Annotated in this window: 16 protein-coding genes and 4 pseudogenes; 11 read left to right on the top strand and 9 right to left on the bottom strand. The window is 56.4% G+C overall.

The genetic code is table 11. The features are described 5' to 3' along the window. Positions 1 to 322: 322 nt before the first annotated feature. The 3 genes from ASD00_RS15870 to ASD00_RS15860 all read right to left on the bottom strand — a co-directional run bounded on the left by ASD00_RS15870 (position 323) and on the right by ASD00_RS15860 (position 3,904). The gene (locus ASD00_RS15870; protein ID WP_057207513.1) at positions 323 to 1,441 is read right to left on the bottom strand and encodes an IS110 family transposase; all 1,119 of its coding nucleotides are present in this window, start codon (positions 1,439 to 1,441) and stop codon (positions 323 to 325) included. A 535-nt stretch (positions 1,442 to 1,976) separates the two neighbouring features. After that, positions 1,977 to 3,014 carry an IS110 family transposase gene (locus tag ASD00_RS15865; protein ID WP_057207512.1) on the bottom strand — a complete coding sequence of 346 codons (1,038 nt, stop codon included), beginning with the start codon at positions 3,012 to 3,014 and terminating at the stop codon, positions 1,977 to 1,979. 140 nt (positions 3,015 to 3,154) lie between these two features. Continuing rightward, positions 3,155 to 3,904, bottom strand: coding sequence for an ion channel (locus ASD00_RS15860; protein ID WP_156585632.1), 750 nt, complete (start codon positions 3,902 to 3,904; stop codon positions 3,155 to 3,157). Between the two features lie 448 nt (positions 3,905 to 4,352). Between ASD00_RS15860 and ASD00_RS38830 the strand changes: the two are divergent. Both ASD00_RS38830 and ASD00_RS15850 read left to right on the top strand, forming a co-directional pair. Continuing rightward, a pseudogene (locus ASD00_RS38830) lies at positions 4,353 to 5,016 on the top strand (IS3 family transposase); the annotation flags it as partial. Between the two features lie 325 nt (positions 5,017 to 5,341). Beyond that, positions 5,342 to 6,394 carry a hypothetical protein gene (locus tag ASD00_RS15850; protein ID WP_156585630.1) on the top strand — a complete coding sequence of 351 codons (1,053 nt, stop codon included), beginning with the start codon at positions 5,342 to 5,344 and terminating at the stop codon, positions 6,392 to 6,394. A 179-nt stretch (positions 6,395 to 6,573) separates the two neighbouring features. Here the strand turns inward: ASD00_RS15850 and ASD00_RS38825 are convergent. Next, a pseudogene (locus ASD00_RS38825) lies at positions 6,574 to 6,720 on the bottom strand (transposase); the annotation flags it as partial. A 91-nt stretch (positions 6,721 to 6,811) separates the two neighbouring features. Then, positions 6,812 to 7,588, bottom strand: a complete 777-nt coding sequence (locus ASD00_RS15845) for a GntR family transcriptional regulator (protein WP_162249729.1) — start codon at positions 7,586 to 7,588, stop codon at positions 6,812 to 6,814. Positions 7,589 to 7,691: 103 nt separating this feature from the next. Here ASD00_RS15845 and ASD00_RS15840 point away from each other — a divergent pair, with 103 nt between their 5' ends. The 7 genes and pseudogenes from ASD00_RS15840 to ASD00_RS40080 all read left to right on the top strand — a co-directional run. After that, positions 7,692 to 8,342: a GDSL-type esterase/lipase family protein gene (locus tag ASD00_RS15840; RefSeq protein ID WP_063963273.1), complete on the top strand. Its 651-nt coding sequence runs from the start codon at positions 7,692 to 7,694 to the stop codon at positions 8,340 to 8,342. Between the two features lie 92 nt (positions 8,343 to 8,434). After that, positions 8,435 to 10,051 (top strand): ABC transporter substrate-binding protein, encoded by a 1,617-nt coding sequence (locus ASD00_RS15835; RefSeq protein WP_057207507.1) that lies wholly within the window; start codon positions 8,435 to 8,437, stop codon positions 10,049 to 10,051. Between the two features lie 11 nt (positions 10,052 to 10,062). Then, complete coding sequence (locus ASD00_RS15830) at positions 10,063 to 11,040, top strand: ABC transporter permease (protein WP_057207506.1); 978 nt, start codon at positions 10,063 to 10,065, stop codon at positions 11,038 to 11,040. Between the two features lies 1 nt (position 11,041). Next, entirely contained in the window at positions 11,042 to 12,877 is a 1,836-nt protein-coding gene (locus ASD00_RS15825; protein WP_057207505.1) for a dipeptide/oligopeptide/nickel ABC transporter permease/ATP-binding protein, read from the top strand. Next, positions 12,874 to 13,836 (top strand): ABC transporter ATP-binding protein, encoded by a 963-nt coding sequence (locus ASD00_RS15820; RefSeq protein WP_057207504.1) that lies wholly within the window; start codon positions 12,874 to 12,876, stop codon positions 13,834 to 13,836. Before ASD00_RS15825 ends, ASD00_RS15820 begins: the two co-directional genes overlap by 4 nt. Positions 13,837 to 13,873: 37 nt before the next feature. Further along, positions 13,874 to 14,620 carry an SGNH/GDSL hydrolase family protein gene (locus ASD00_RS15815; protein WP_057207503.1) on the top strand — a complete coding sequence of 249 codons (747 nt, stop codon included), beginning with the start codon at positions 13,874 to 13,876 and terminating at the stop codon, positions 14,618 to 14,620. A gap of 441 nt (positions 14,621 to 15,061) precedes the next feature. Continuing rightward, positions 15,062 to 15,163 (top strand): annotated as a pseudogene (locus ASD00_RS40080) (ATP-binding cassette domain-containing protein); the annotation flags it as partial. Positions 15,164 to 15,839: 676 nt separating this feature from the next. Here the strand turns inward: ASD00_RS40080 and ASD00_RS15810 are convergent. Continuing rightward, positions 15,840 to 16,790, bottom strand: coding sequence for a hypothetical protein (locus ASD00_RS15810; RefSeq protein WP_057207502.1), 951 nt, complete (start codon positions 16,788 to 16,790; stop codon positions 15,840 to 15,842). 1,323 nt (positions 16,791 to 18,113) lie between these two features. On the opposite strand from ASD00_RS15810, the pseudogene ASD00_RS15805 reads away from it, so the two are divergent. Further along, positions 18,114 to 18,323, top strand: a pseudogene (locus tag ASD00_RS15805) (DUF6429 family protein); the annotation flags it as partial. A 609-nt stretch (positions 18,324 to 18,932) separates the two neighbouring features. On the opposite strand, the gene ASD00_RS41720 reads toward ASD00_RS15805, so the two are convergent. After that, entirely contained in the window at positions 18,933 to 20,234 is a 1,302-nt protein-coding gene (locus ASD00_RS41720; protein ID WP_280137508.1) for an enolase, read from the bottom strand. Between the two features lie 114 nt (positions 20,235 to 20,348). Between ASD00_RS41720 and ASD00_RS41715 the strand changes: the two genes are divergently transcribed. After that, positions 20,349 to 21,011 carry a hypothetical protein gene (locus tag ASD00_RS41715; RefSeq protein WP_057207500.1) on the top strand — a complete coding sequence of 221 codons (663 nt, stop codon included), beginning with the start codon at positions 20,349 to 20,351 and terminating at the stop codon, positions 21,009 to 21,011. A gap of 1,015 nt (positions 21,012 to 22,026) precedes the next feature. Here the strand turns inward: ASD00_RS41715 and ASD00_RS15790 are convergent. Together ASD00_RS15790 and ASD00_RS15785 are read right to left on the bottom strand one after the other, a co-directional pair. Beyond that, on the bottom strand, positions 22,027 to 24,027 hold the full coding sequence (locus tag ASD00_RS15790) for a hypothetical protein (RefSeq protein ID WP_156585628.1): 2,001 nt from the start codon (positions 24,025 to 24,027) through the stop codon (positions 22,027 to 22,029). Between the two features lie 653 nt (positions 24,028 to 24,680). Next, positions 24,681 to 25,886: a Xaa-Pro peptidase family protein gene (locus ASD00_RS15785; RefSeq protein ID WP_082523584.1), complete on the bottom strand. Its 1,206-nt coding sequence runs from the start codon at positions 25,884 to 25,886 to the stop codon at positions 24,681 to 24,683. Between the last annotated feature and the right edge of the window lie 321 nt (positions 25,887 to 26,207).

Below are 26,207 nucleotides of genomic sequence, written 5' to 3'. Positions count from 1 at the left end.
CTGCTCTTATGTTCGTTTGCAAGCTTTTAGTCATAACTCTTTCCTTTCCGGCTTTGACGACGAAAGCATATGCGTGGAGCTGTTGAACAAGGCAGGAGACAGGGCATTTAGACGACGGCTGGCATACTCTTATGCGCGGGTTGGGTACCGCATTTCCGTGTTTTCGTCTGGGGCTGCCTCTGTCTAGGATCGGGCATGGATTTTATCCGCCACATAGCAGACGACGAGGGTTCCCCCACCGGAGCCCTGTCTCCAGCCTTGTCCAACAGCAGATGATTTCAATTTTTGAGTTATGTGTCTCTCTTCAAGCCTGCCATGGGCATTAGATCTTTGCCTTGGGATTGACCTCCTGTCCAATCGCCCACAGGAACGCTGCCATTTCTCGGGCAATGGCGGTGACAGCGACGACCTTCGGCTTGCCGGCCGCCATCAGCTTGCGATAGCGCGCGCAGAGTCGCACCTGGCCTTTCCAGGCAATCTCTCGAACCGCCCTTGGCAGTCCCTCCAGCCGTGCTTGGATTGTCGAGCTTACACGGGCCGGGAAGCGATATGTCCAGGCGCCTTCTATGAGGACCCTTCGCGCGCGCATGTTGCCTGCCTTGGTAATCCCCCCACGCTTGACCCGTTCGCCCGTCGAGCTTTCCGACGGCACAAGACCAAGATACGCCATCAACTGACGGGGATTATCAAAGCGCCTGACATCGCCGATCTCGACCACAAAGGTGACCGCGGTCATGAACGCGACGCCGCGCATTGCTTGGTAGGCGGCCACAACCGGGGCCATCGACCAGGATGCCGCGGTCTCCACCACCAGCTGGGTCAGCCTGTCCAGACGCACGCCGGCATCCTCGATGGCCTGGCAATATTCTGCCAACAGGATTTGGTGGGCCGGGTGATCGAAGGCCTGGCGTGTTAGCCATCTTGTATGGGCACGCGTCCAAGGCGTGCGGCCGGTATAGATCCGGCCATGACGCAACAAGAAAGACTGAAGTTGCTGACGTGCCTGCTTCAACGCGTCGTTGGCAGCCTCGCGAGCCCGTACCAGGTCGCGGATCGCCTCATGAGCTTCGTCCGGAACCCAGACCGCGGTCAGCTCGCCCGCGCGATGCAGGCGCGCCAGGCTTACGGCATCCCGGCGGTTTGTCTTCACTCGGTCGCCCGCACGCTTGGGAACCAGCGACGGTGCCACCACCACGCAGTCATGCCCCAGTTCGACAATCTGGCGATAAAGACCGTAACCCGTGGGACCGGCCTCGTAGCAAAAGTGAAGCTTGGCTCCGCGCTTTGAAAGTTTGTTGACCATCGATGCCACCGACGCCGGATCCGAGGGGATGTCGCCGAAAAACCGCACCTCGCCGTTGCGCAATCCATCCGCAACCGCCACCGAAATCTTCAGCTTGGACGTATCCAAGCCGATGAAAATTACSCTATCTTCTTTCATGGTTCGCCCTCGCTAAGCGTGGGGCTCGGCTCCGGCCTATCCAGAGCAACCCCCGAATTCAGCTTACCGCGGGGGCGGCCACCTTCACCCCACGAACATACGGTCTACCGCCACCGAAATCTTCAGCTTGGACGTATCCAAGCCGATGAAAATTACGCTATCTTCTTTCATGGTTCGCCCTCGCTAAGCGTGGGGCTCGGCTCCGGCCTATCCAGAGCAACCCCCGAATTCAGCTTACCGCGGGGGCGGCCACCTTCACCCCACGAACATACGGTCTTCTGTAACGGGTTCTCCCGAGTCAATCCCTTGTGAGCTTAATCCCTCGCCGAGTGCTTGCTTCTGTCCGCAGTCGGCGCTGGGCCGCTGCTGTATGGGGTCTGCTGAGGACCGGCTGGCCAATCTAGGAACGCGCAGTCACCTGAGTGCTGCTTGCCGTATGGCGGCCTAACCCATCCATCGTCCCGGCGAAGGGACCTTGCTCCGGGCGGCTGATGGTGGTGCCCGCCCGAAAGCTGTCCTGTTGTCTCCTTCCGGCTCAGGCGGCCATTGCTGGCGCGGCCTTGTGGGGAATGAAGTTGGTTTTATCCCGGAGCATGTGATGCAACACCACCGCCAGCTTGCGGGCCAGCGCGACACGCGCCTTTCTAGGCCCCGCACGTCTGGCGACCGCCAGTGCCCAACACTTCAGATCGGAGCCTTTGACCGGTCGCGTGAGGATGACGTTGGCCGCCTCGTAGAGCGCGGTTCGCACGCCCACATCGCCGATCTTTGAAATGCGACCGCTATAGTCGGTTTCGCCCGATTGGTACTTCTTCGGCGTCAATCCGAAATGCGGCCCCACCGCTCGGGATGATCGGAAGCGCTCGGGAGCGTCGATGGCCGACACAAATGTCAGCGCCACCAGGACGCCGACGCCGGGCGTCGTCATCAACCGAAGTGCGTTGTCGTCCTGACGAGCCATAGCGCGCAGTTTGCGCTCAAAACCTGCAAATTCGTCAGCAAGTGTGTCGCGCACCTTCAATAGCGACGCGGCGATCGCCTCCAGTGTCGGATGACCCTCAATCAGCTCGCGGATCCGTGCCGCATAGGTGCGTCGCGTCGTCGGCCCGACCTTGAGGCCGAAGCCGCGCAGAATGCCCCGGATGCTCATCTCGATGTCGTGAAGCTTACCCTGAATGAGCTTGCGGGCGGTCAGCAGCGCACGCACCTCCTGGGCCGGAAGGGATTTGCAGTGGACCGGTCTGAACCAGCCAAGCCGCATCAACTGCGCAATGCCCCGTGCGTCCTTCTTGTCGGTCTTGACCGGCATCGTCTTAAAGGCTGCCCGCACGTGGCGCGTCTCAATCAGCTCGACCGAAAGACCTGCTTTCACCATCCCGGCATGGAGCCACTGCGACAAAGGGCCGGCCTCCAGACCAATTCGCTCCATCGCCACGCCGTGCTCGCCGAACCAGGCGATCAGCGCATCGGGTTCGCTGAGGATCTTTGCTTCCCGCACAATGCGGCCATCCGCATCCACCACGCACACGCTTGAGCATTCCAATGACACGTCGATGCCGGCATACTGCTTCATGGTCGTCTCTCCGTGATGCTATGGAGCAGGCCATTCCTGACTCCGCGACACCATCATTGTGAGGGACGACCACCAGCCTTTCAAACCTTGCTGGCTGGGCACCGCCCGTTACACCATCTAGGATGCATCGTTATCGAATCTCACATGCCCTCATCGCGGATATCAATAGTGTGGCCGCACGCCTTGCAATGAACTGCATCTGCATCGTGGCGCTGCAGCCCGCACACTGAGCAATCGAAAGTGACCTTATAAGGCCGGACGATAGCCTGGGCGAGGCGAACGAACAGAGATATCCCGATGATCATTGTCACGATCGACGTCAGTTTTCCGGCCGTCCCGGGCAGTGTAATGTCGCCGAATCCCGTAGTGGTCATAGTAGTGACGGTAAAGTAGAGCGCGTCAATAAAGCCGATGCCCATATCTTCCCGGTGGAAAAAAAAGGTGTAAACGAAGCCGGTCACGAGGAAGAGGAAGACGACGAGGTTTATAAAGGCAATGACAACATCGATCTGTGTTCGCAGACCGAGATGACGCAACAGAAGCGCAAAGACCGGTCGTTGTACAATCGACCAAATGCGCGCGACACGGAGGAAGGCAAAGCTCGACAAATATTGGGGAAAGAGCAGCGTACCTACAATAAGGAAATCGAGCCAGTTCATCGGTCTGGACAAAAAGCGACGAGCGCCCGAGGTTGCGGCCCATTTGGCGACTAGCTCCGCGCTAATCCACAACACCACGGCGTAGTTAATCACCACGTAGCTCGTTCGGTTCTGAAGATATGGGCCAGCGAGGAAAAAACCAACAATGGCCAAATCTATTGCGAACATTATCGCGAGCTGGATGCGGAGCTCAGCCGTGTGGTGACCGAAGTGACCGGAACAGAGACGCATGATGCCTCTTAGAGGCAACACATGGTTTCGCGAGGGAGACTTGAGCATCCTGTCCATCATCTTGTTGAGGCTCGGGTTAAAGTACCATGGTAGATTATCGGTGCGGTCTGGGGGTCTTCGTTCGCCGCTTTCTGAATGGCCGGACGCGAGCCGTGAGACTAACAGTTACTCTATATTCCCTTGTATCGTGGAAAGATCGCACCGTATCTGATGAAAAAATCACGTCTAACTTTAGCTAGACGATATTGCAAAACGGTGGCTCGCAGAATGTGATAAACGTTTCAGTTGAAACTGGAGATGGCAGCGGAGCGCTACGGCAGTTAATCGTCAATGACATTGACCGGCGATTGTGCCTCCGTCTCAGCGGTGATCTGAACCCTTCAAACTGGACCGATTTTGGTTAGAGTTTTCCGGTGATTTTTCCTGGCTGGGAAAGGAACGGAAGACGATGAAAGCATCGCAGTTTTTCGGACGCGCAGAAGGCGTTGATGAAGGGGTGACAGTCGCGGAGATCTGCCGGAATGCTGGGATCAGCCAGCGACCTAATCAACTGGAAGAAAAAATACGCGGGTCTGTTGCCGCCGGAGATGAAGAAGCTGAAGCAGCTCGTGGACGAATTCGCGGCTGAAGAAGATCGTTGCGGACCTGACGCTGGACCGCGAGATGGTGCAGGATGTTATCCGCCGAAAGCTCTGAGGCCTGCTCGCAAGCGTAGGTGATGAAGGGCATGTGCCGGGATTGGATGATCTCGATCCTGCGTGCCTGTGGAGCGCTGAACTTCGATCGGTCGACCTACCAATACACCATCTCGCCGTGCCGATCAGGCCGGCCTGGAACATCGTATTCGGGAGATTTGCGAAACGCGCGTGCGCTACGGCTACCGCCGTGTGCATGTGCTGCTGGAACGCGAAGGTTGGGGCACGAACATAAGCGAACCTACCGCATTTACAGAGACTTGGGCCTGCAGTTGCGCAACAAGATGCCGAACGCGGGGTCAAGGCAAAGCTTTCGGAAGATGGGAAGATGGCGATCGGTCCGAACGACGTGTGGGGATGGACTTCGTGCATGATCAGCTCGCGACCGAAAAGAAACTGCGGGTTCTGACGGTGGTCGGTTGGGCGCTAGTACGTGTTATGAAGTCCGCGACAGGAGCCACATCGCTAAGCGACGGCGAAATAGTGAGACCATGTCGTATCCGATTCCGTGTCATCCTGCGGAGCGATTCCCAGGGTCACCAATAGGCGCCGCTTGCCCCTTCGTTTACGAGGAGGCATATTGTGCCAATATATAACGACTTACGCACAATAAATTTAACACGGCCTAAGGATTTCAGAAATGCCTAATGATTCACCGTGGAGACGCCTCCTCAGTAGAGGTCGTCAACGACTGGCCCACTTGTTAGGACGTGACAAGTCTGCGCGGGTAAAGAGTTCCCAATTGCCAGAAACGCATCACGAGGCGGAGAATGCCGTTTTTGAAGGCATGGTGCCAATTAGCTCAGTAGACGGGGACACGCTCAGCACGAGCAGACTCAACAGGCTGGGACGCGACGGGCCGCCGTCGGGCCGCTCCCGTTTGGAAACATTGCCGAACGAGGTGAAGGACCAAATTTTTGGTGAGGCTCTGACTGGTAACCCAGTGCATGACGCAAAAACTCTCAAATCCATCGGACAAACCAGCAAAACTCTCCGTGTTTTCGTATCACCGAGTGATTTCGACCCGGGTAACCCTTCCGCTTCTTCTCGTGTGGCTAAATACAACTATCATAACAAGGAGCTTACTGAGGCAGGTCAACTAGCCAGGGAGCTATATCAAAATGTCATGGTCGCTCCTTATTATGGAAACGATCTAATAAAGCATGCCCCGGATGCCGTGGATCGCGTGAAAGCAATGGCTCCCATTCTGAAATTTCAGCCTTCCGACGTGAAATCCCGTCTTGTCAGCGACATATGCGCGCTATCTAGCGGAGTCTCCTATTCTAGAAAAAAGGTAAAAATGCTTACCGCGATAGGACCGCATTTGGATGCCTTCAACGCTGACGATAGGCGAACTCTCATTAGTCAAGCCGTTGATTTGGCTAATAATAACAATGGTAATCACGAAACATGGGACGCGATCACAGCGATGAGTGGACATCCGGCAAGATACCATATGGGCCCACTGCTGCCGGAGCTACGGCAGAGGCGTGACAATTCCATCGGAAGAACGAATGAAAATTCAGCCAGCGCGGTTGGCGATCAGAATATTGTAAGCAGGCAAGATCAAAATAATGTGGACGTAGCGGAGCTCCGCAGGACTTTTGACACAATTCGAAACACCCCCGGAGGGGCGCCAATGGAACGTTATTGGGACGTTGCGCGAGGCATCGCAACAAGGTGTGAGCTTTCGGGGCAGGAGCTTACGAAGTTCACCAAGGAAATGCCCGATAGGCCCGATCGGCGACGGGAACTTATGAATTCCGAGCGAGAACGTTCTGGCCGCGGGCTTTGAGACTCCCAATAGTACGTAATCGTTCTGAAGTTCGGCTTGGGTTAGTTCGATCCGACATTCCGATTTGCTTTTCCGCGCTTTGTCCGACGCCTGATTGCACAAGTTCGCAATTTACCCATATCAGCACGCCCTGTGCATCGGCGGACTGATAGGCACTGTGAGCTTAACGCTTTAGGGGGTCTCGGATGCTCGCCCTTGCGATCCGGACTGTAGAAGTAGGAGACGGCGGGCGGCGTCTCATCGCCCCAGGGGCGACCATCGCGAACGTAGGTCCACAGTCGCCCGGTCTTCGTATTGCCCTTGCCGGGCTCCAGCACCGGAACGGGGTGTCGTCGCCAGGCAGGCGGCTAACAGTGCCAAAATTACCGGCAAAGACTATCGCACATTATCAACTCAGCTCTGGCCCGTTTGGCAGCGCTAAGTGTCGAGGCTCGAGTAAACGGAATCAAACGGGAGCCTGCCTGGCGTACGAAAAAATATCGTTTGCAGTGTCGTTCTCGCCCGTTCGCCGTTGCCATCGCATATCGCTCTGACCGCGTCTTGATAGTCTCCGGTTTGGCACGACGCCACGAAGCCGCCGAGCACATCGCGATGGTGCCGTCGGAGCCCTTCGACAGCATTTAGAGTCAGATTCCGCATAAACGGATTTCCGGCGAGAATCGCAATTTGCTCGTGGAACTCAAGTATCAGGTTCGGCCGCTGGCCGTCCGGGACGAGGCTCATACGTTCGCCGATATCTATTAAGCCGGAGAAGGGCCCTGGTTGCATAGCGACATACTCCGCCAATGCGGGCTGAGTATACTTCAACGCGTCGAGGAGATCTCCACCGGCATTCGGGAACTGCCCGCTTTCGTTCATCCAATCGATAACTTCACGGTCGATCAGATTCCAGAGGTGGAAATCTAAGATCGCGGTGCCTCGGCGTCGGCGCGTTTCCACGACAGACTTCGCCGCGAGATATTTGGTGGCCTCTCGTACGACGGTCCGGCTGACCCTTAGCTGTTCGCCAAGTACTTCCTCTTTCGGGAGATATCCACTCGCACCCCACTGTTTGGAAATAATGGCCATAAATATATGTTTGGCTGCTAGTTGGTTAAGGTCGGCGTTCTGCTCGCGCAGAGGAGCCAACGCGCCGCCGGTTTCCCGAGGGGCGCTCGCTCGGGGTATTGGATCGGGACGGCGGTAAACAGTCATCTTGAGTTCCTGGATGCGCCGATGGAGCGGATTTGGATACGCTTTGTATATAATAGGTGATACGTATTTAGTCAAACTGCCAAGGAATGATCCGGGAGCGACCATGACAACGATACTCTGCTTTGGCGATTCCAACACATGGGGATGCCCGCCTTTCACCAATCTTGCACTCCCACCGGGACGCATGCCCAAAGAGCAGCGGTGGACGCGCATAATGGCGGGGGAAGCTGGCCGCGGGATTGATGTTGTTGAGGACGGCTTAAGTGGACGCACGACTGTGTTCGATGATCCAATCGAGGGAGAATATAAAAACGGAGCGCGTCTGATCGTAGCGTCTATTGAAACCCACGCACCGCTCGATCTCCTCGTGATCATGCTCGGCACCAATGATTTCAAGGTGCAGTTCAACGCCTCCGCCTTCACTTCAGCCAGAGGTGTTCTTACGTTGATTCAGCACGTTAAAGGCTATTATGCGTTAGCAGAGCGGAGCCCTGAAATACTGATAGTGGCACCTCCCGCCATTACGCAGAAAGCAGAGCCTGAGTTCTGGGGAGACGCGTGGCGGCGCTTTGAGGGGCACGCGGGATACCTCAGCCAGGTGGCGGAGCGCACCGGCTGCTTCTTTTTCGACTGCAATTCGGTTGCCGGCGTCAGCGCAGACGGCGTCCATTTGGACGCACCTGGCCATCTGGCGCTCGGTCGAGCCCTGGGGCGGGAAGCCCGTCAGATATTGGCGCTCAACAACCCAGCATAATTCTCCTTTACATAATACGTATTATGTATTAGGCCTCTTCCTGGGAGATAAGCAGCACTTCGTGCTGCAAAAAGGAAACGGGAGGAGGGCACATGTCGAAGCACGACATAGGTGGCGCTGCTGCGTGCGCGCAAAACATTCAGAAGCTGGCGATGAGCCGCCGCTCATTTATGCTTTCAAGCGTGAGTGCCCTCGTTGGTGCGGGCATCCTGGCAAGCAGCCGTGCCGATGCCCAGGAGGCAGCCAGCGACGCCACATTGAAAATCGGTATGGCGCGCGACATCGGCTCCTTTGATCCGGCAGTCGCGGTGACTTCCACGGTTATCGCGGCAAACCTGTTGATCTTTGAGCGCCTCTACGAGACCTCCTATTCAGACAGGCAGACACGCGCCCAACTCGCCATTGGTGATCCTGAACAGTTAGGCGAGACGCTGTACCGGGTGAAGTTTAGGACTGGGAGTGTCTTTCATAACGGCGAACCGGTAACCGCGGAGGACGTGGCATTTTCCATCAACCGCATCGTCGACGCGAAGAACGGCTCGTTCTATAGGCAGTTCGTACCCTTCATAAAGACGGCGAAGCCTATCGCCGACAACGCGGTTGAAATCGAGTTGCTGTACGCGACGGACCTTCTTAAGGATCGACTTGCCGTTGTTGGGATCGCACCTCGCAGCCTCGTGCAGAGAGACCTTGAGGAATTCGGTGCCAAGCCAATTGGGAGCGGGCCCTATCGAATGGTGGCCGCATCAGCCAACGACCAAGTCGTGCTGGAGCGGTTTGACGGTTACAAGGGCTCGACACCTGGGTTAGTCAAGAAAGTTCAGCTCAAGATCATAACCGATGCAGCGGCGCGCATTGCCGCACTCGATGTCGGTGAGGTTTCCATTGTCGAGGAGCCCGGGGATCTGGATCTCGACGCGTTGCGGTCAAATCCAGAGATCAAAGTGGAGCTGCAGCCGGGTTTTCTTGCTTCTTTTGTAATGTTCAACTGCTCGAAGCCGCCTTTTGATGACAAGCGAGTCCGCCAAGCACTGATGTATGCGATCGACAAGGATGAGTTGATCAACGTCGCGCTATTCGGCAATGGCAAACCCGCAAAGTCCTTACTGCCGCAGCACCATCCGCTCTACCGGGAGCCGGAGACGCAGTATGGCTACAATCCCGATAAGGCTCGAGAGTTGCTGGCCGAGGCGGGGTATGCCGACGGTCTAAAAATTGATGGTCGCGCGTTCATCTGTCAGACATACCTGACTCCCTGGAATGAATCAGCAGCCAATCTGATCGTTTCGAAATGGCGCGAAATGGGCTTTGATGTTCAGCAGAACGTCGGCGGTGAAGCCATCTACTCCAACGTCGTCAACGCCAACTACGATGTTCTCATCGCGATCACAGACCAGTCATGGTTCGGTTGGGATGGATCGTTGCTTTATGAATGGTTCCACGGGGCTTTCTGGTCCGCGCAGCTGAACCACTTTAAGGGCGAACAGGCCCAACGCATGCAGGAGCTTTTGCAAAAGAGCATGCTTGGCGATGTGGATAGGGCGGCGCTTCTCTCCGAGGTTCAGGCCATCATCCTCGAGGAGACGCCCATGAGCCTGCTTTTCCACCGGGATGTTCCGACGGCCTGGCGCCCCGCCGATATTCATGGCGTCGTCCCGCTGCAGACGGCCTCCCTCGACGTACGGACCATATCAGTTAACAGAGGCTGAGGAGGTCAGGGATGACAGCGTCGACACAATCCTCCTGGATTGGCTTCTTAGTATGGCGGATCGGCAAATCGATACCGGTGCTCTTTGCCGCCGCCTTTCTTGTGTTCGTATTGGTGGATCTGGTGCCAGGCGATCCATCGATCACGCGATTGGGGCAGCCTACGGACGCGGCGGAGCGAACGAAGTGGCTTGAGGAAAATGGTTTCAATGATCCGATCCCAGTCCGCTATGTGCGGTTTTTGGGCGACGCTTTGCGCGGGGATTTCGGGCATACGCTGGTCTCACGTCAGGACATCGGGACGGTGGTGCGTGAGGTCACGCCGGTAACGCTGCAGCTGACCGGGTGCGCGATCGCCGTCGCCTTGGTCGTGGCCGCGTTCATCGGCGCATTGGCGGCTCTTAAATATGATAGTTGGCTCGGACGGCTCTTCCAGAACGTAGCGACGTTGTTGATGTCCACGCCCAACTACTGGCTGTCAATCGTGGCCGTCGGGGTGTTTGCCGTGACGCTGCGATGGTTTCCTACGGGAGGTTACGTGAGCCTCTCCGAGGGAGGGGTGTATGCTTGGTTTAGATGCATGGTTATTCCCTCTACCATGCTCGCGCTACCCATCGCCGGGGCACTTGCTCGGATTATTCGCACAGCAATCCTGGAAGAGCTTGACAAAGATTATATGCGCTTTGCACGGGCGCAAGGTTTGAGTCCCGCGCGCATTGTTTTCTCGCATCTCCTTCGCAACGTGGCCATCGCCCCCGTGACGGTCCTAGGGCTCTATGCGGGCTATCTCTTGGCAGGTGCCGCCTTTATCGAAACAGCGCTTTCAATGCCGGGTATCGGGCGTCTGGTGGTTGATGCCGCCCTCAAGGCGGATATCTGGACCTTGCGCGCTGTCGCGGTGCTGGTCGCGGCAATCTTCCTTCTTATAACGGTCCTGGTGGACGTGGCCGTGTTCCTCCTCGATCCACGGTCGCGCGTTGGGAGTCACTGACATGGCAAAGTTCTTGTCCCGGCTCGGCGTTGCCGAATGGGCAGCGCTTGTTATTCTCGTTGCCACTGCGGTCGCCGCGGCCGTTCCCGGTCTCCTAGCCCCCTTTGACCCTTTGCGGACAGGCATTGGGCGACCGTTGCTGGCGCCTGGCGGAGTTCATCTTTTTGGCACGGATGAATTGGGACGGGACGTTTTTTCACGGGTGGTCTGGGGCGCGCGCATCTCCGTGATGATTTCTGTCGGCGCCACGCTCCTCGCGTTACTTGCCGGCTGCTTGCTTGGCGCGGTCATCGCGGTACGGCGCGATGTTCTCGGCTTGGGAGTGACCCTTCTGATCAATCTCGTCCTGGTTTTCCCCGGCGTCATCCTGGCGATCGCGTTGGCAACATTGCTTGTGCCAAGTGCATTGACGACTGCCATTGTCTTGAGCGTGCTTTATACGCCGCCAATCTCTCGGTTAGTGGCTGCCACAATCCAAGCTGAGTACGGTAAAACCTATGTACAAGCGCTCCAAGTAGCGGGAGCCAATAACATCTTTATATTGACGCGCGCGGTGGGAAAGTCGGTGGCTGCGATGGTCCTGACCTTTGCACTCGTCGTGCTGGCTGATGCAGTTCTGCTAGAAGCGGCTCTATCGTTTATTGGCGTTGGAGTGCAAGCGCCGACCCCGTCTTGGGGAAACATCGTCAGCGGTGGCCGTGCGTTGATGGCGTCCGGACGCTGGTGGGTCTCGACGGCAGGCGGTCTGGCGATCGTAATGTTTGCCCTTTCGGTCAATCTGATAGGAGACGCACTCAGCAACCGCAAGCAGCGCCTGTCAAAGTCAAAGACGTTCGCGGCTCCGCGAAGCGGACAGCGGTCTTGTGATGCCGCCGCAGACGCTGAACCCCCGCTTCTCGAAGTACGTGACTTGAGCGTGTCGTTACCGGCTCACTATGGGGACGTTGCCGTAGTCGATCGCGTCACATTTGACGTGCGGCGCGGTGAGGTACTGGCACTTGCCGGCGAATCTGGCTCCGGCAAATCTCTCATCGCCCAGTCCGTGCTTGGTCTGCTGCCGCGCGGCGCGGTGGCATCGGGCTCGGTGAGGTTTGGCGGTCGGGAACTTCTTGCAGCCTCGGACAAACAGTTGCGGTCAATCCGGGGACGACGTCTCGCTTTTCTCCCGCAAGATTCGATCGCCGCCCTTAATCCTGTGAAGAAAATATCGAGCCAGATGGCGCTGATTTGCGAAAAGACAGAGGGCCTGAAACCAAAGGACCTGCTTGATCAGGTCAGACTGCCACATCGTGTCCTTTCAGCCTATGCTCACGAATTGTCTGGCGGCCAGTGCCAACGCATTGCGCTTGCAATGTCTCTTGCACGCCGGCCAGAGCTCCTCGTCGCGGACGAGCCCACAACGGCTTTGGATGTTTCCGTTCAGGCGGAGATATTCCAACTGATCAATGACCTTCGCCGTGATTTGGGCTTCAGTCTCATGCTGATTAGCCACGACCTGGCATTGGTCGCCACCTCGGCAAACCGGATCGCGGTGGCGTATGGCGGCCGTGTGGTGGAAAGTGGTCCGGCGCTCGCGGCGCTACGCACTCCCAAACACCCCTATACGGACGGGCTGTTAAAAGCGATCCGTTCCATGGAACGACGCGAGCGGAAGCTCTATTCCATCCCTGGTACCGTACCGAGTCCGAAGGATTTCTCCCCTGGATGTCGATTTGCGGGGCGATGCCTCTCAGAGATTGCTCAATGTGCAACTGAGCGGCCAGAAACTCAATATCACCAAAGCCGGAGCCTTGCCTGCCACAATCCAGTTGGCGTCAAAATGGAGGTAGTGGCATGACGTCCGCGATCCCGGCACTTCGACTTCAAAACGTCACCGTCGAATACCTTGGTGGAAAGGGGAGACCACCAATTTACGGCGCGCTTGACGTGAGCTTAACCCTTCTAAAGGGCAAAATCCTTGGTCTGGTCGGAGAGTCCGGCTCGGGAAAAACCACGGTTATGAAAGCGATTGCGGGTCTAGTTCGCCACTCTGGCGAAATCCGCATCGGCGGTACCGACCCGCAGGCGATCGAAGGCGATCAGGCCCGACGAGAATGGGTCTCCAGGAAGGTAGGGGTTATATTCCAGAATGCTGGCGGGTCTCTCGTGCCGCACATGCCGCTTCTAGACCAGGTCATGCTACCGATGAAGATCCATGGGGTCGGTACTGCTGCAGAACAGCGCAAGAGAGCCAATGAACTTCTGAACCTGGTCAAGATTCCGAGCGCGGCCGCCGAGCGAAACGCTGAGGAAATCTCCGGCGGTCAGCGCCAAAGAGTGGCCATAGCTCGAAGCCTGGCATTGAGACCGGCGCTGCTTATAGCCGACGAGCCGACTTCGGCTCTCGATATATCCGTACGCGCGGAGCTTGTTAATCTGCTGAATGAACTACGTACGACAAGCGATGTGGCGATCCTCGTGATCTCGCACGACCTGACGTCCGTTGAGTATTTGGCGGATGACGTGGCGGTCATGTATCGCGGCAGTATTGTCGAAAAGGCCGACGTTGACGGCATCGCCGTGTCAAGGCTTCACCCATACTCCCGTGACCTTTGGGACGCGTCACCACGGCTTGACGATGAGGACCGCAAGGTGTTCCGCGCGCCCGCGGTAGATTTGGAACGCTCAGATGCCGGATGCCGGTACGCGCCCCGATGTGACCGTTGGACGCGTGTATGCAGCACGGCGCTACCGCCGTTTTCACACGCTTCGGCGCACAGCGTCCGATGCTTTCATCCTCTTAAGCCTCCCGCATGACTGGCGGGGCACGCCACCGGGCAACAGGAAGGTACTAATGAGCAGGCAACCGGTAATTTTATGTTTCGGCGATTCCAACACGCATGGCACGCCACCTATGAAGAGCGTGACGGATCTCGATCGGTTTCCCCCGAATAGCCGTTGGCCAGGAGTGGTGCGAGCCGTTCTCGGCGAGCGCGCGCACATCATCGAGGAAGCTCAGCCGGGACGTACGACAATCTACGACGACCCGACGGGTGGAGGCGATCGCAACGGATTGACGTCGCTCAAAGTTGCTCTGGAAACTCACCGCCCTCTCGATTGTGTCGTTCTGATGTTGGGAACAAACGACCTCCATGCCCGCTTCAACCTGAGCGCCTGGGTCATTTCCCGGAATATCAATCAGCTTGTTTTAAAAATAATGCAGATGCCGTGCGGCGTCATTGCTAGCGAGCCGCCGAAAGTTCTGCTCGTCGCACCTCCTCCCGTTTTGGAACAGGGATTTCCGGCAGAAGCCCTAACAGGAGCCAGCGAAAAATCTCGACAACTCGCTAAACACTATGAGCAAGTTGCCAATGCAGCTGATATCGACTTTTTCGACGCCGCTTCAGTGATCTCCGTCGACCCACTTGACGGGGTGCATTTCAGCGCCGAGAGCCACGTGACACTCGGTAACGCAATCGCGGCCAGGCTTGTCGATATTCTTGACCTGGATGTCGCTGACAATGGGTGGCGTCAGTTCGGTCGGGGGAAGCGGGTCGGTAAGGCGCGTCACGGCGAGGGGGCCGAAGAGCTAGAGGTTTGAAGAGAGCAGGACCCTCCGCACGGAGGAGCATAATGTTGGGTTGCCGAAGACTTGAAATGTTATAGACGATCTTAAGTCGATTACCGGACTCGTCGCACTAATTAAGCGCAGCACTGGCCATTGCGACACCTGCGACTGCTCAGGACCCGCCATTTGCCGGTCAGCGTCTATCAGTGTTGATGGTGGGGCATCCGAGGAGCGAGGCTATCCAAAAAATGCTGTCGGATTTTACGGCGGCCACAGGCATTGGAGTCGAATTAGAGAATATTCCGGAAGCGGATGCAACGCCGAAGATGCTCCTGGAGTAATGGCTGCGGACATCTGGCAGTGGACACCTTCGTCGTGCTGCTGTCGCTGGTAGCGCTAGAGGGTCTGTCAACAGAGCCCATGGAGCGGCACGTGTTGATGGTGCTCGCGAGTGGCAGATCGTATCCATAATCTCCGCGACAGCTCTCTGGCGGACAGCGCCAGCGCGTCGCCATAGGTCTATCGCTGCTGCGCGATCCAAAGATATTCCTTTTTCATGAGCCGTTGTCAAACCTTGGGGGCAAAAGGCGATAGCTAGGTTCCCAGCAGCCGAAGTCGCGAGCGGTGATTTTTGACGCTAAAAGTCACCGGAGCGTGGCTGCACATCATACCAACCTTTGAGGTGTAATGACCCTTCCGAGAACTCGGCGCGGACGGGGACGGCGGGGACGGCGGGGACGGCGGGGACGGCGGGGACGGCGGGGACGGCGGGGACGGCGGGGACGGCGGGGACGGCGGGGACGGCGGACGGCGGGGACGGCAGGATATATCCTTATGTAAACATCTAGCCGTTGGGGTGCCGTTTACAGGCTTCTAAGCCGATTCGTTCCAAAAGGAACAGAGCACATACTCAAACTCCCAGTCACGTGGTCCAGAGGAAAGCGGGGATGCGACACCAAGCGCTTCATCTATAGGTCACTGTATGACGTGTCCTGCAGCCACAAGAAAACGCGTCAGCTCGTATATGCGAGGATGGGTTGATTTTTGCACTCGGCCAATAGGGAGTTTCGACGAAAACGGAAAAGGGCCGGACTTCACCGACTACAGCATGGAACGTTGTCCGGACGTGACTGTTGCCAGCGGAAGTGTGTTATATCCGCTCACGAGATGCAAATCATCTAAGCTTGCATTATACGAAGTAGCTAGGCCCACTTAAAACGCCCTAAACACATCAAACCGATTCCGCTAAATGCTATTGCACCATCTCCCCATCCAATTTGGCGGGGTCCGAAAGAACTTCCTTCAGCTTCTCCTCGTACCAATTCTTGTGAGCATTGCCCAAGGTCAATAGCAGGTCGTGACCAATCTGCGCTCGCGCTATTCTATCGGCGATGGAAGCGCCGGTCCCGCCACCTGCCCCACTTTCCTCCGTCGCATTTATCGCGTCTTCGGCCTCCCCAGTGAGAGTGTCTAGCTCGTAGTCCATACGGCTGTAATCCTCTGGAAACAACTGCCTCAATCGCTGCCGAATGGCTGCTTTGCTTTGGAGAAAATTTAGGTAGATCTGGCCGGGTTGGTCGAGTTGATCACGCAACCTCTCGGCGATCGCCCTGACCTGGCTGGAGTTCTCTTGGTAGACCCGGGGGAACCTGGTTCGCTCAGTCGTTTGCACACCTTCCAGACCATGGAGGTCGCGTAGTTGCTGGGAAAGGTATATAGCTACCCCGGAGCTTTCCTGAGGGTAAAGCTCGACCGCTTCCTGATTGATCTGTCGTTGAACGAACAGGCGCTTGGCCTGAGCGAAAAGTTCACTGTTGCATTCAATTTGATTGAGCTGATGGTCCTGGATCGCATCTTTCAACGCTGCAAAACCAGCGCTTACCCCGTCCCCACAAAACCCGACATAGTCTCCGACGGCGTCATCGCAAATGGCGATCAAACCTTCGTCTTGAGCATCCAGGAGATAGTTTGTAGCAGTTTTGACCGCGTGACGATGCGAAGATTTTGTTGATTCGTGCTGATGGTCTTCGACATATGCCAAACCCGCCAACGACAATATCAGGTTCTTATGGCCAGCGATCTGGGCTGCTAGTTCGGCGGGAACCATATAAAGATAGAACTCCAGACCCATTTGGCGAAGGTCAAGATCCGGGCTCCATCGTGAATGAGCGTCCTCCAGATTTGTCCGCTCTTCCTCTGTCAAGTCACGTTCCTCCCGTCGCTCCAAATCGGGCAGAAGAGCTTGTGACGGGCGGGGACGGCGCGGGCGACGGACACTGGCATCGGGGGATCTGATGCGCGTGGTACGTCTTTCGCTCGATCCCACCGGAGCGGGCGGGTAAAATGCCTGGAGCATAATCTGACTTGGAGCGAAACCCCTGTCCCGTTGAACGAGGGCGTAGGTTAAAACATAGTCCCATGCTGTCGGAATTCGAGCTAGAAGGATTATGTCCTCTGGCGTGAAGCCTGCGCATCCGAGATAGCGGGCATTGGCGTTTACGAACGCACGTTCCTGCTGCGTCAAGTGCCTGAGAGCGTCATCTAAAAAACCATCGTTTCTGGTAGGGGCGGGTTCCATCGGCCAAAGCCACTCAGGTGAAGGTTGGTTGTTGGAGAACTGCGTTGGTGGCATCGCGCGATAGGTGGCCCAGGTGTTGTAGGGTGCGGGAAAATAATCGTGTTGAGGAAAAGGCCTAAGGTTGCCTGAGTAGTAGTCGTACTCGCGGGGGTTGATGGCCGGGGGCAAAGGGTGGCTATTCACGCGACGATTAAATCGGGCTCTCAAAGTTTCCTCTTCTGGGAAGGTCTGAGCCCTGGAGTGGCTGGCCCGCGGACGGAAGACCCTGCGTCCGTCGTCTCGCAATGGATCGAAATTATCGGCCATGGTCAGAGTTTGTAGCGGAAGTGGTGATAACAGAGACTTCTTGGGTCTGTCGGTCAGGCTACAAGATTGGGATTTAATAGACTCGAACACATTATGCCAACGCCTCCCCTATTAATACCTCGAGGAGGTGCGGGGCAAGCGGCCATCGCAAACCGGGATCGGGTCAGCTGGTCTAAAAAGCTTACGATATTGGTGACGCGTCCTTTTAGCGTCGTCCTCGTAATCTATTGAAGCGACCGCGTGACGTGATGCCTTTTGGTGGTTGGCTCGAAGAGATCAAACGCGAAACCAGGCGCTTCCGTCTTGGGTGCGTGGCGCTGCGAGGCGGTGGCGGTGGCGGTGCGAGGCGGTGGCGATGCGAGGCAGGAAGTATGGAAATGTAAGATCAATGCAATCGATCAAGCAAATCTCTTAGAGGTAGTTTGTTTAAGTGTCTCGCTATCCGTTTCTAGTTTCCCTCGATAATTAGTATATTCGTTGGTTCCGACCTTTGCAGCGGCCATAACTGAAGGCGCTTTTTCGTTCAGATCTAGTCAGTCTACGTGAACTAAGTCGTTCTGGTTCGCCGATGTGGGGCGCTCCGGAGTATCCATCCGAGCAGGGCCGCAGGATTTCGGGTGCCGCGCGTGGTAACGTGGGTTCATGGAGATCGATGAGGACAAGATCGATGATGCGGTTTTGGCGCTGCTATGGCTGACGGTGCATAACGAGCGTTGTGCCTGGAAGGGCTTCGACTGGGCAACGACGGATCGGCTTCACAAGAAGGGCATGATCGCCGACCCAGTCAACAAGTCGAAGTCATTGATCCTGACCGATGAAGGCTTGGAGCGTTCGCAAGCATTGCAGCGGAGGGAGGGTCCGGCGAAAAATATCCGTACGCTGCGAGCATCGCATGGACATGCACGACGTGACCGGAACAGGGATGCAACGGCTACAATAGCTCACGGAGGTGGAACGGCGGATTCCCGTCATCTCGTCATCGGCGAGGCGTTGATCGGCGTGCTCGTCGGCATTGTCGAACTCGAGATAGGGAACACTTTGTGCGTTTCTGCGACCTCGACAACGTCCATCGAATCATCCGGGACCTCGGGAACCGGCTGAACCTGCCTCCATCCAAAATCTGTCGATCATCATGCCGCTCTATATGTCGACCAACCACAAACCCCGTTCAACAGATGGCAGATGGCAACAGATGGCAGGATATATGGATGTGTAAACACCGCCTAACCTCACCAGATTGACTAAAGGAGTTGGGCACAGCTCTTAAAGATGAAGGGACGCTTAGACCTAAAAAGCAGCATTTGTTCACAGTAGGGGGCAGGGTTTCAAGAGAGAGTGGGGCATGTGATTTATTGTCCTAAGTTATGCTACTACTCTGCCACACCCCGTTATAGACCTCCATCTATCCCCTTTGATGACCAGCGATCACGGTCATTAATCTGTCAGATAAGCCCCAACTGTTCAGTTGAGAGAAAGCCACTTGAAGCGAAGGAAGTGCTCAATGTTCACAAGCGGAACGCCATACATCTCGCAAATGCGGATGCCCTCACACAGAGCCTCGGTACGATGGCCACCATTGGTGGGCGCGCCAGCCTTGTAGAGGTGAACCTTACCAAGGCCGAGCGACAGAGCCCTCACAATGTCGGTCATGGGACCACCACCACGAGCAGACGCAGCAACCATCCAGCCTTTCTCCGTGGCGAAATCCAGAGCTGCGAGAGCTTCGGTGACGGTTCCTGCCTGGCCGGGCTTGAAGATGAAGCCCTCAATAGCCGCACACTCAGCAGCCTGTTCCATTCTGGGCACCTGGGTGACCGTAAGGTCATCACCGGCAATGATGGTGCGTTGGATCCGCTCACGAGCGGCGGCGAAGTCCTCGAAGGCCTCTTCGTCAAACGAGTCCTCGATGAACATGATGTCAAACTTAGCGGCAAGCTCCTCGTAGACGGGGAGAAGTTGCGCGGCGGAAACGCGTTTGCCCTTGTAGGGGTAAGTTCCATGTTGATGGACATCTGCCGCAGCACTGTCGATGGCGAAAGCAACCTTGTTGCCGTATCCGCAGTTGATTGCCGCCTGCTTGATGAGGCTAATGACCTTAACGGGATCATCACTGGGTGCTTCGTATCCGCCGGAGGCGCCCGCGGCGGCGGGCTTCCCAAGGAACTCCCCAATGACCCCGCCCAACGCAGTATGGATCTCCTTACCCATTCGGACGGCCTCGGAGTAGGTCTTTGCTCCATAGGGAACCACCATGTGCTCGTAAGTCAGGTCTTCGCGACCTGCCTTGCGCTTGCCATTGATGATGTTAAAGATCGGCAGCGGGATAGACTTGGGAAGCCCGAAAGCTGCGAACTGCCAGTCTTCGAAGCTGAGTGTGGCAGCGCCACAGCGCCAGACTGAAGCGGAGGTCGAGGAAATGGCGTTGCCTCCGAGGTTGCTCAAATTGGAGGTGCCGTCGAGTTCCAGAAGCTTCGCATCAATCTCCTTCTGGCAGAAGACGTTCATGCCCTGCAGAGCGGGGCCGATGATGGTGTTGACGTTGTTCACAGCCTTGGTCACGCCGAGGCCGTTATAGCGAGACTTGTCGCCGTCCCGTAGCACGTGGGGTTCGTAAGCTCCGACCGTGACACCGGTGGGGGTCGCCTCCATGCCCTTGGCACCTCGCTCAGTCATGGTAGTCACCTCGACGATAGGTCGGCCGTTGCTGTCGATTGTCTCGATAGCCGTGACAGACCTAATGATAGCGGCGCTGAGGTTCTTCACCTCCCAGAGGCCGACCTCAGTCTTCCTGAAGTACAAGACCTGAGCATTGCCCAGATCATCGCAACAGGTGATGTCGGTGTCCAGGAGGCCGATGATGGTGCGTAAAACGCATCCATGAGCGACGATAAGCGAACCGGGTTCCTGGCAGTGTCGAAGAACTTTGGCGACGCGGCGGCCGAACTCCTGGCGGGGCTCGGTCGTTTCAAGATCCTGGTAGTAGAGGCCAGGGGGAGGGGTCTTTTCCTCGTACTCGCCGAAGGAGCGTTCCTTAAGGCCGTCGTCGACCTGAACCACAAGGCTCTTTCCCTGAACGAGCAGTTCGGCGGTCCTAACGGCACGCGAAAGCGGGGAGGAGACGACCCTCGCGATGGGCAAAGCCTTGATGATTGGCTCGGCCGCGAGAGCCTGTTGTTCACCCGTGGCGTTCAGATGGGTGTCAACTTGGCCCTGGGCGAGACCTTTGACGTTCCAATCGGTTTGACCATGGCGAACGAAGAAGAAGTCCTGAAGACCGTTGGGGACACAGTTGACTGCGTCGCCCCAGTATTCGGCGCGGTAGATGTTGCGGTTGGGAGCCATTTTGCTGCTTGGGGAAAGCGAAGGGTGAAAGTGTTTTTGGTGAAGGTTTTGAAAGCTGAAGTAGATGTTGATGAACTGGAAGCTGTGTTCGTCGGTGGAGAGCTTACTGTGGAGGCGGGAATGGTCGCCTTATATAACGTGGGCTTTAGATCACGTGTAAATACGGTCAGACGGGAGAGGCCGAAGGCGCCCAAATGAATGACTCACTTGGGCGGTCGAGCTCAGCCGCAGATACGCGCAACTCGTTCTTGGTTTTTCAGCTCGCTTGCGCAATATGCCACGCCTTAGCATTCAATTGGTTCCTAATGGCCATCTCAACAGAATGTGCTGATCCGCACGCGGTGACTACGTTGCACGCCGAACGTACGCGTCAGCGACACGTAAGCCGCCAAGCCACCTGATCCAAGTGTTTGTCACATTCTTCCGCCATCTAAACCGTTGATTGGCAGGGATCGTGCGGTGAACGACGTGCGCTGGACCGGGTTGACGTGTCCTGCAGCTAAATAAGACCGGCAGCCCCGATATCCAATGTGATGTTTCAGGCGGTGTGGCAGTCTTGCGTAAGCGTATCTTGAGAATGGGCGGTGAACGAAGTGCCCGCCCGGCTCAGGTCACATGACGGGCGCAGATGTGTCCGACCATCGGGACAGCCACCACCATAGTTGCAGTACATATGAGGCAGTGCAGAATCCTGAGGGCAGGATATATTCGGGCGTAATGTTAGTGCGAATCTACATCTATGCATACGACCACTCGAAAGTTACGGCGAATACTAAGTCGTAGGTTGGGTTTATTGTTGATGTAGAAGTTCGTTTGTGTGTACATGTTCGAACGAGGTCCCGTACTATCCTGACACAAGCACGGAGAGTGAGCGCCCTCGTCGTCAGTGCTGCTTGGCAAGGTCACCCTGGCCCCTGGCGCCTGCAGTCGAACCAATTGCGGCTATGCCTCCCGAGACGACAGCTAGTAGAAACTAGCATGGCATGGCATGGGGGCATGGGGGCATGGGGGCATGGGGGCATGGGGGCATGGGGGCATGGCAGGATTTATCTGGCTGTAAACAGTCAAGCAACACTTCGACAAAGATGCCCCACTCAACAAGGGACTAGCTCATGCACTTGCGATCACATTGGCGAAAGAGAGTTGAAACAGAGAACCGGTTCAAAATAGAAGATCTAGCTACTCGGATTTGCCCCATCCCGACGTCGATGCTTTACTGCACTAGATCAAAATCGCCCGCCCCCGTCATAGCAGCGGCTTCCAGCATTTCAGACTGCAGCGAAGCGGGGAGATCGTCTTTTCCCTCGAACTTACGACAAAACTCCTCCAAGGCCGGAAGGACGTAAGTTCTGCCTATCTTGTCCAGCTCGGCCTCTGCCTCGGGATCATCCTCTGCCTCGCTATCGTTCTCGTCGCACACCAGGGTCGGCAACACGAGATTTCCGACGTCATAAAGGAGCTCCTCGCCTAAGTCTTCATCGTCATCATCGTCATCATCGTCGCCCGTGATGTCAGAAATGGGCATCTCCTTAACTGCACAACTGACGGGAGTTCCGGTAAGGCCGGACCTATCGAGCTCGTCTTCAAAGTTCGAGACAACCGGATCTTCGACATTCGACGGTGCGTGAATGGCAGTCCAGCATTGCACAGCGCCGCGGCAGCCCGCCGCTAGGATGCGATTGAAGAGCCGGAAGCCTGGGGTGACGGCAAGCCCTAGGATACAAACGAATGCCGCATTGCAATGAGCCATTGTCGCCGCGAACTCCGGATTTTTGTCGTAGATGTCGCGGCGCCCGGTGGTGCGCACTTCATGCAACATAGCGGCGGCGAAGAAGAAAATCGATCCGAAACGACTGAGGATCAGCACGAGGAGGCGATACTGGAACTGATCGGGAGTGAGGCCTGGGTTTTTGATGGCCAGCCCGCACTCCACGAGGATGGTCATCACTATCGCCGAATTGTCGGACAGAGCCTTGATATTGTTAACCGCAGCTGAGACCAGAATGACACCAGTAGTCAGGGCAAAGACAAGGCTTGGCGACTTGATGATGGCCTCGTGCAACAGAGATCTGAAAAGTTCACCCCAGGTGGTAGAGCTCGGCTGAACATCGAGGCTAAGCAAGGAGGCAAGACTGTCAACCTCAATCTCCGCCTCTTTACCTGTAGCAGCAGTCCTGTTTCCAGGTTTGTTGAGTGATCCATCCGCAAGAGCATCTGCGGAGGCCTTGGAGAAAGCACGCAGCTTGTTCAAAATGGGCTGGAGCAGAGCAGCGTCTGCACGACCAGCGGCGCCTGTTCGCCAACCCTCAAACTTGTAGATGCCGTCTTCGATAGTGGCCTCTATGTTCCTCATGTAATAGCCGAGGACGGGGACAAGATTGGCCAGCGTTGTGACGATCATGGTCGGATCGTCTGCTCTAACTTCAACTCCGCACCGGGAGAGAACCTCCAAGGTGTACGAGACCGCAGCCATCCCAAGATGAGTATACTGGAGTTTCCAGCCCTGGTGGATGGTCCCAGCGTCGTTGTACATGAGATTTCCGAGGAGCCGGATCGCGCCAATGCAGACGGCAGGCCAGCTTCCGATCTTCCAAGCTCTTTCCTTCGCGGTCCACTGAAGCCATCCAGCCGTGGCAAAGAAGCCGAGCCCCGCAAGCGTCTGGACGAGCTTCAAAGCGGCAGGGTCCTTGTTCAGCAGGCGTCCAATGCGCACCAAGACGCGCTTTTGACGGCGCAAAATCAATTTGCGCTGCGTCTTCGTCAGAGAGCGGAGATTTTCTTCGCACAAGTTTTTCAGTTCTTGGCAAGCAACGAGACTGTCCGCAATCACGCCTGGGGACTGAGCATAATACGCCATAGCCTGCTCGCTATCTCCCATGGAGGATCCAGCGGTGACTTTGGCAAAGTCGAGCAGAGTGTTCCTGTCCGTCTGGCTAGCGGGCACACCCATTGCATCCATGAAACCGGTGACATTCCCCGGGAGAAGCTCCGCTCCGGCGAGGATTTTATCGCCGCGAATGGCAGTAACGCCCGCCGCAAACTTGGCCAGGAGATACTTCATCCCGGGGTGAAGCTGGCGTTGGCCTGCTGCGGTCGTAGCATCGGTAGCAGTTGAAGGAGCAGACATGGTGTCGGTGTTTTGCGAGAAGTCTGGGAATGTTGAAAAAGTGAATGAAGTTTGATTGCAACGTGTTGAGTTGTGGGAGAACGACACGGGAGGGTCGGCACTTCTTATGCGCTTCTCAAGAATTCCAAATAGGGACCCGTCCTACTTCCACGTCAGCTGAACGCAGATTAGCAAGCTTTTTTGGCGCGCCGCGTCATCTGTTACGCGTCCTGGAGTCCTATGTCAGCGTGACCTCGTATTCCAATGCAGGGCGTCATGTGAGATGAGTTGGGGTTCCGCCTGCCCACACTTCTTTCCCCGTAGCCCAATTGGATTCGGTAGGGCGCAACGCCCCTTGCTTGCGTGACCCTCGTATTCCCAGCGTGTTATGGGTGACGAGTTGGCGTCCCGCCTTTCGTCTCGGCAATGCCGAGCATGTTCCAAGACCGAAAAAATGCCTAGAGTTGATGTTTATTGGCTAGCGACACACCGCTCTTTTAGCAGGACAGCAGATCAGAAGACGTTTAAGCCGTCGGTAATGAGACTTTTCAAATTCCTGCCGCTTCAGACAGATCGTGGGATTCTTGATCGAGATAACTGAGATTACCGCGTGTTTACCGCACCTGTGGGCGAAATCTCAAGTTCTGTAACATTCACACGCTTGCGTTCTTTTCTCGACGATCCATAAATAGTTGACTTTAATTGTCTACGTAACGGCGAGCAAAGTGGCCTTGTTTACGCAATTGCGTCTAAAGAACCGCTCAAATATCCCGACCTAGCTCAAATGGCGTGAGCATCTCGTATCCTGTTTCGGTGACCACCACGGTGTCGCCAAATCGCGCACCGCCGACCCCATCAACATAAATGCCCGGCTCAACAGTGAACACCATACCCGGCTTCAACACGGTCTGGGATCCGGCTTTGATCTCGTGCCCGTCCCAACCGGAGTACCCAATTGAACGCCCGGTGCGATGCAGGACGGGATTTTTCCAGCCGCCGCGATCGATCACGTCCATAGCCGCGTCGTGAATTTCACCAGCTGCCACACCGGGACGGACTTTAGCCAAGGCCGCCTCCTGAGCCTCACGCGCCAAATCAATGACCTTTCGCATTTCCTGGGATGGCTGCTTATTACCAGCCAGAACCGGACGGTCAAAACCCACCAGATGGCCGTAGATGCCAGTGCTGCAACGGCAGATCTGGACGACGTCGCCTTCCCGCATTTTTCGGCCGGCTCCGGCCGCATGGCAGCGAGCGGTGCGCTCAGGGCCACTTCCCGTCATATGCAAGCCAAGCGCCAACGGCGACTGCTCCTCGTTTCCATTGAAGAGTTCAGCCTGACGCTTAGTGCCAGCCATAAATGACGCAAGCGAGACCTCCCATTCGGAAACGCCGGGCGCGATGGCGGCACGGCTGGCCTCGAATTGCGCAGCAATGACGTCGCAGCTGCCACGAATGACGGTGAGTGCCGCTGCATCCTTCACCGCGAACAATTCGCGCTGCATAGGTGAGACGTCCTTGGCCCGCTCCGGACCGACCGCTTGCTTGACCAGTTCAAGGTTTCCACCGGTGATGCCGTTGAAATCGATGCCGATTGTGCCGGCGTTCGGAGCGATCTCTCTCAAATACTTGGCGAGCGCTTCGTGGTGGGTCCTGGGAGCTGGAACCTCCTCTTCCCACTCGACCCATCTGGCGACCACCTTGGTTTGGCAACGCGCCTGAATTTCCTTTACTTCGCTGCCAGGCGAAACAAAGCCCGGCTCACCGCCCTGGGGAAGGACCAGCCAGATCGGGCGGGTAACCGGCAGGCCGTGCAAGCCGGTCAAGAAGCGGAGAATGTCGACGCCCGCGACAGCAAGAACATCGATGCCGTGGGTCTTCATCGCAGCGCAGGTGCGTTCGAGACGATCGTCATAAACTACCTGTGTAGGAAGAGATAATGCGTTGCCTGCAGTCGAAAAGGCCATTTTGAACAAAGTTGATAGTGTAGTGTTGTAAGAGTTTAGTTTCTGTAGGAATGCTGAGTGCTGTTTGTGCTGCTGAAGTAGGCCTTAGATCGCTTTTTATAGTGGCTAGAGCGGGTTGTTGCATCAAATGTTATCAACCGAATGACGTCTTTCTGCAGCCATGCTGAGTGAGTAGGAAAGCGCCACGTCACCCATTGCAACCACGCCGGATGCGCAAGTGGAAATTTGTGAGGTCCGAATGACCACCTTGACCGCCACTGCCGCGTCATACCGCTCATTGAGATGTGACTCATACGGGTCATGCCCCGACCATCCGAGTGG

Origin of the sequence: Ensifer sp. Root31 (assembly GCF_001424825.1) — a bacterium.
Lineage (GTDB): Bacteria > Pseudomonadota > Alphaproteobacteria > Rhizobiales > Rhizobiaceae > Ensifer > Ensifer canadensis.
This window is presented reverse-complemented; position numbering and strand designations above follow the sequence as displayed.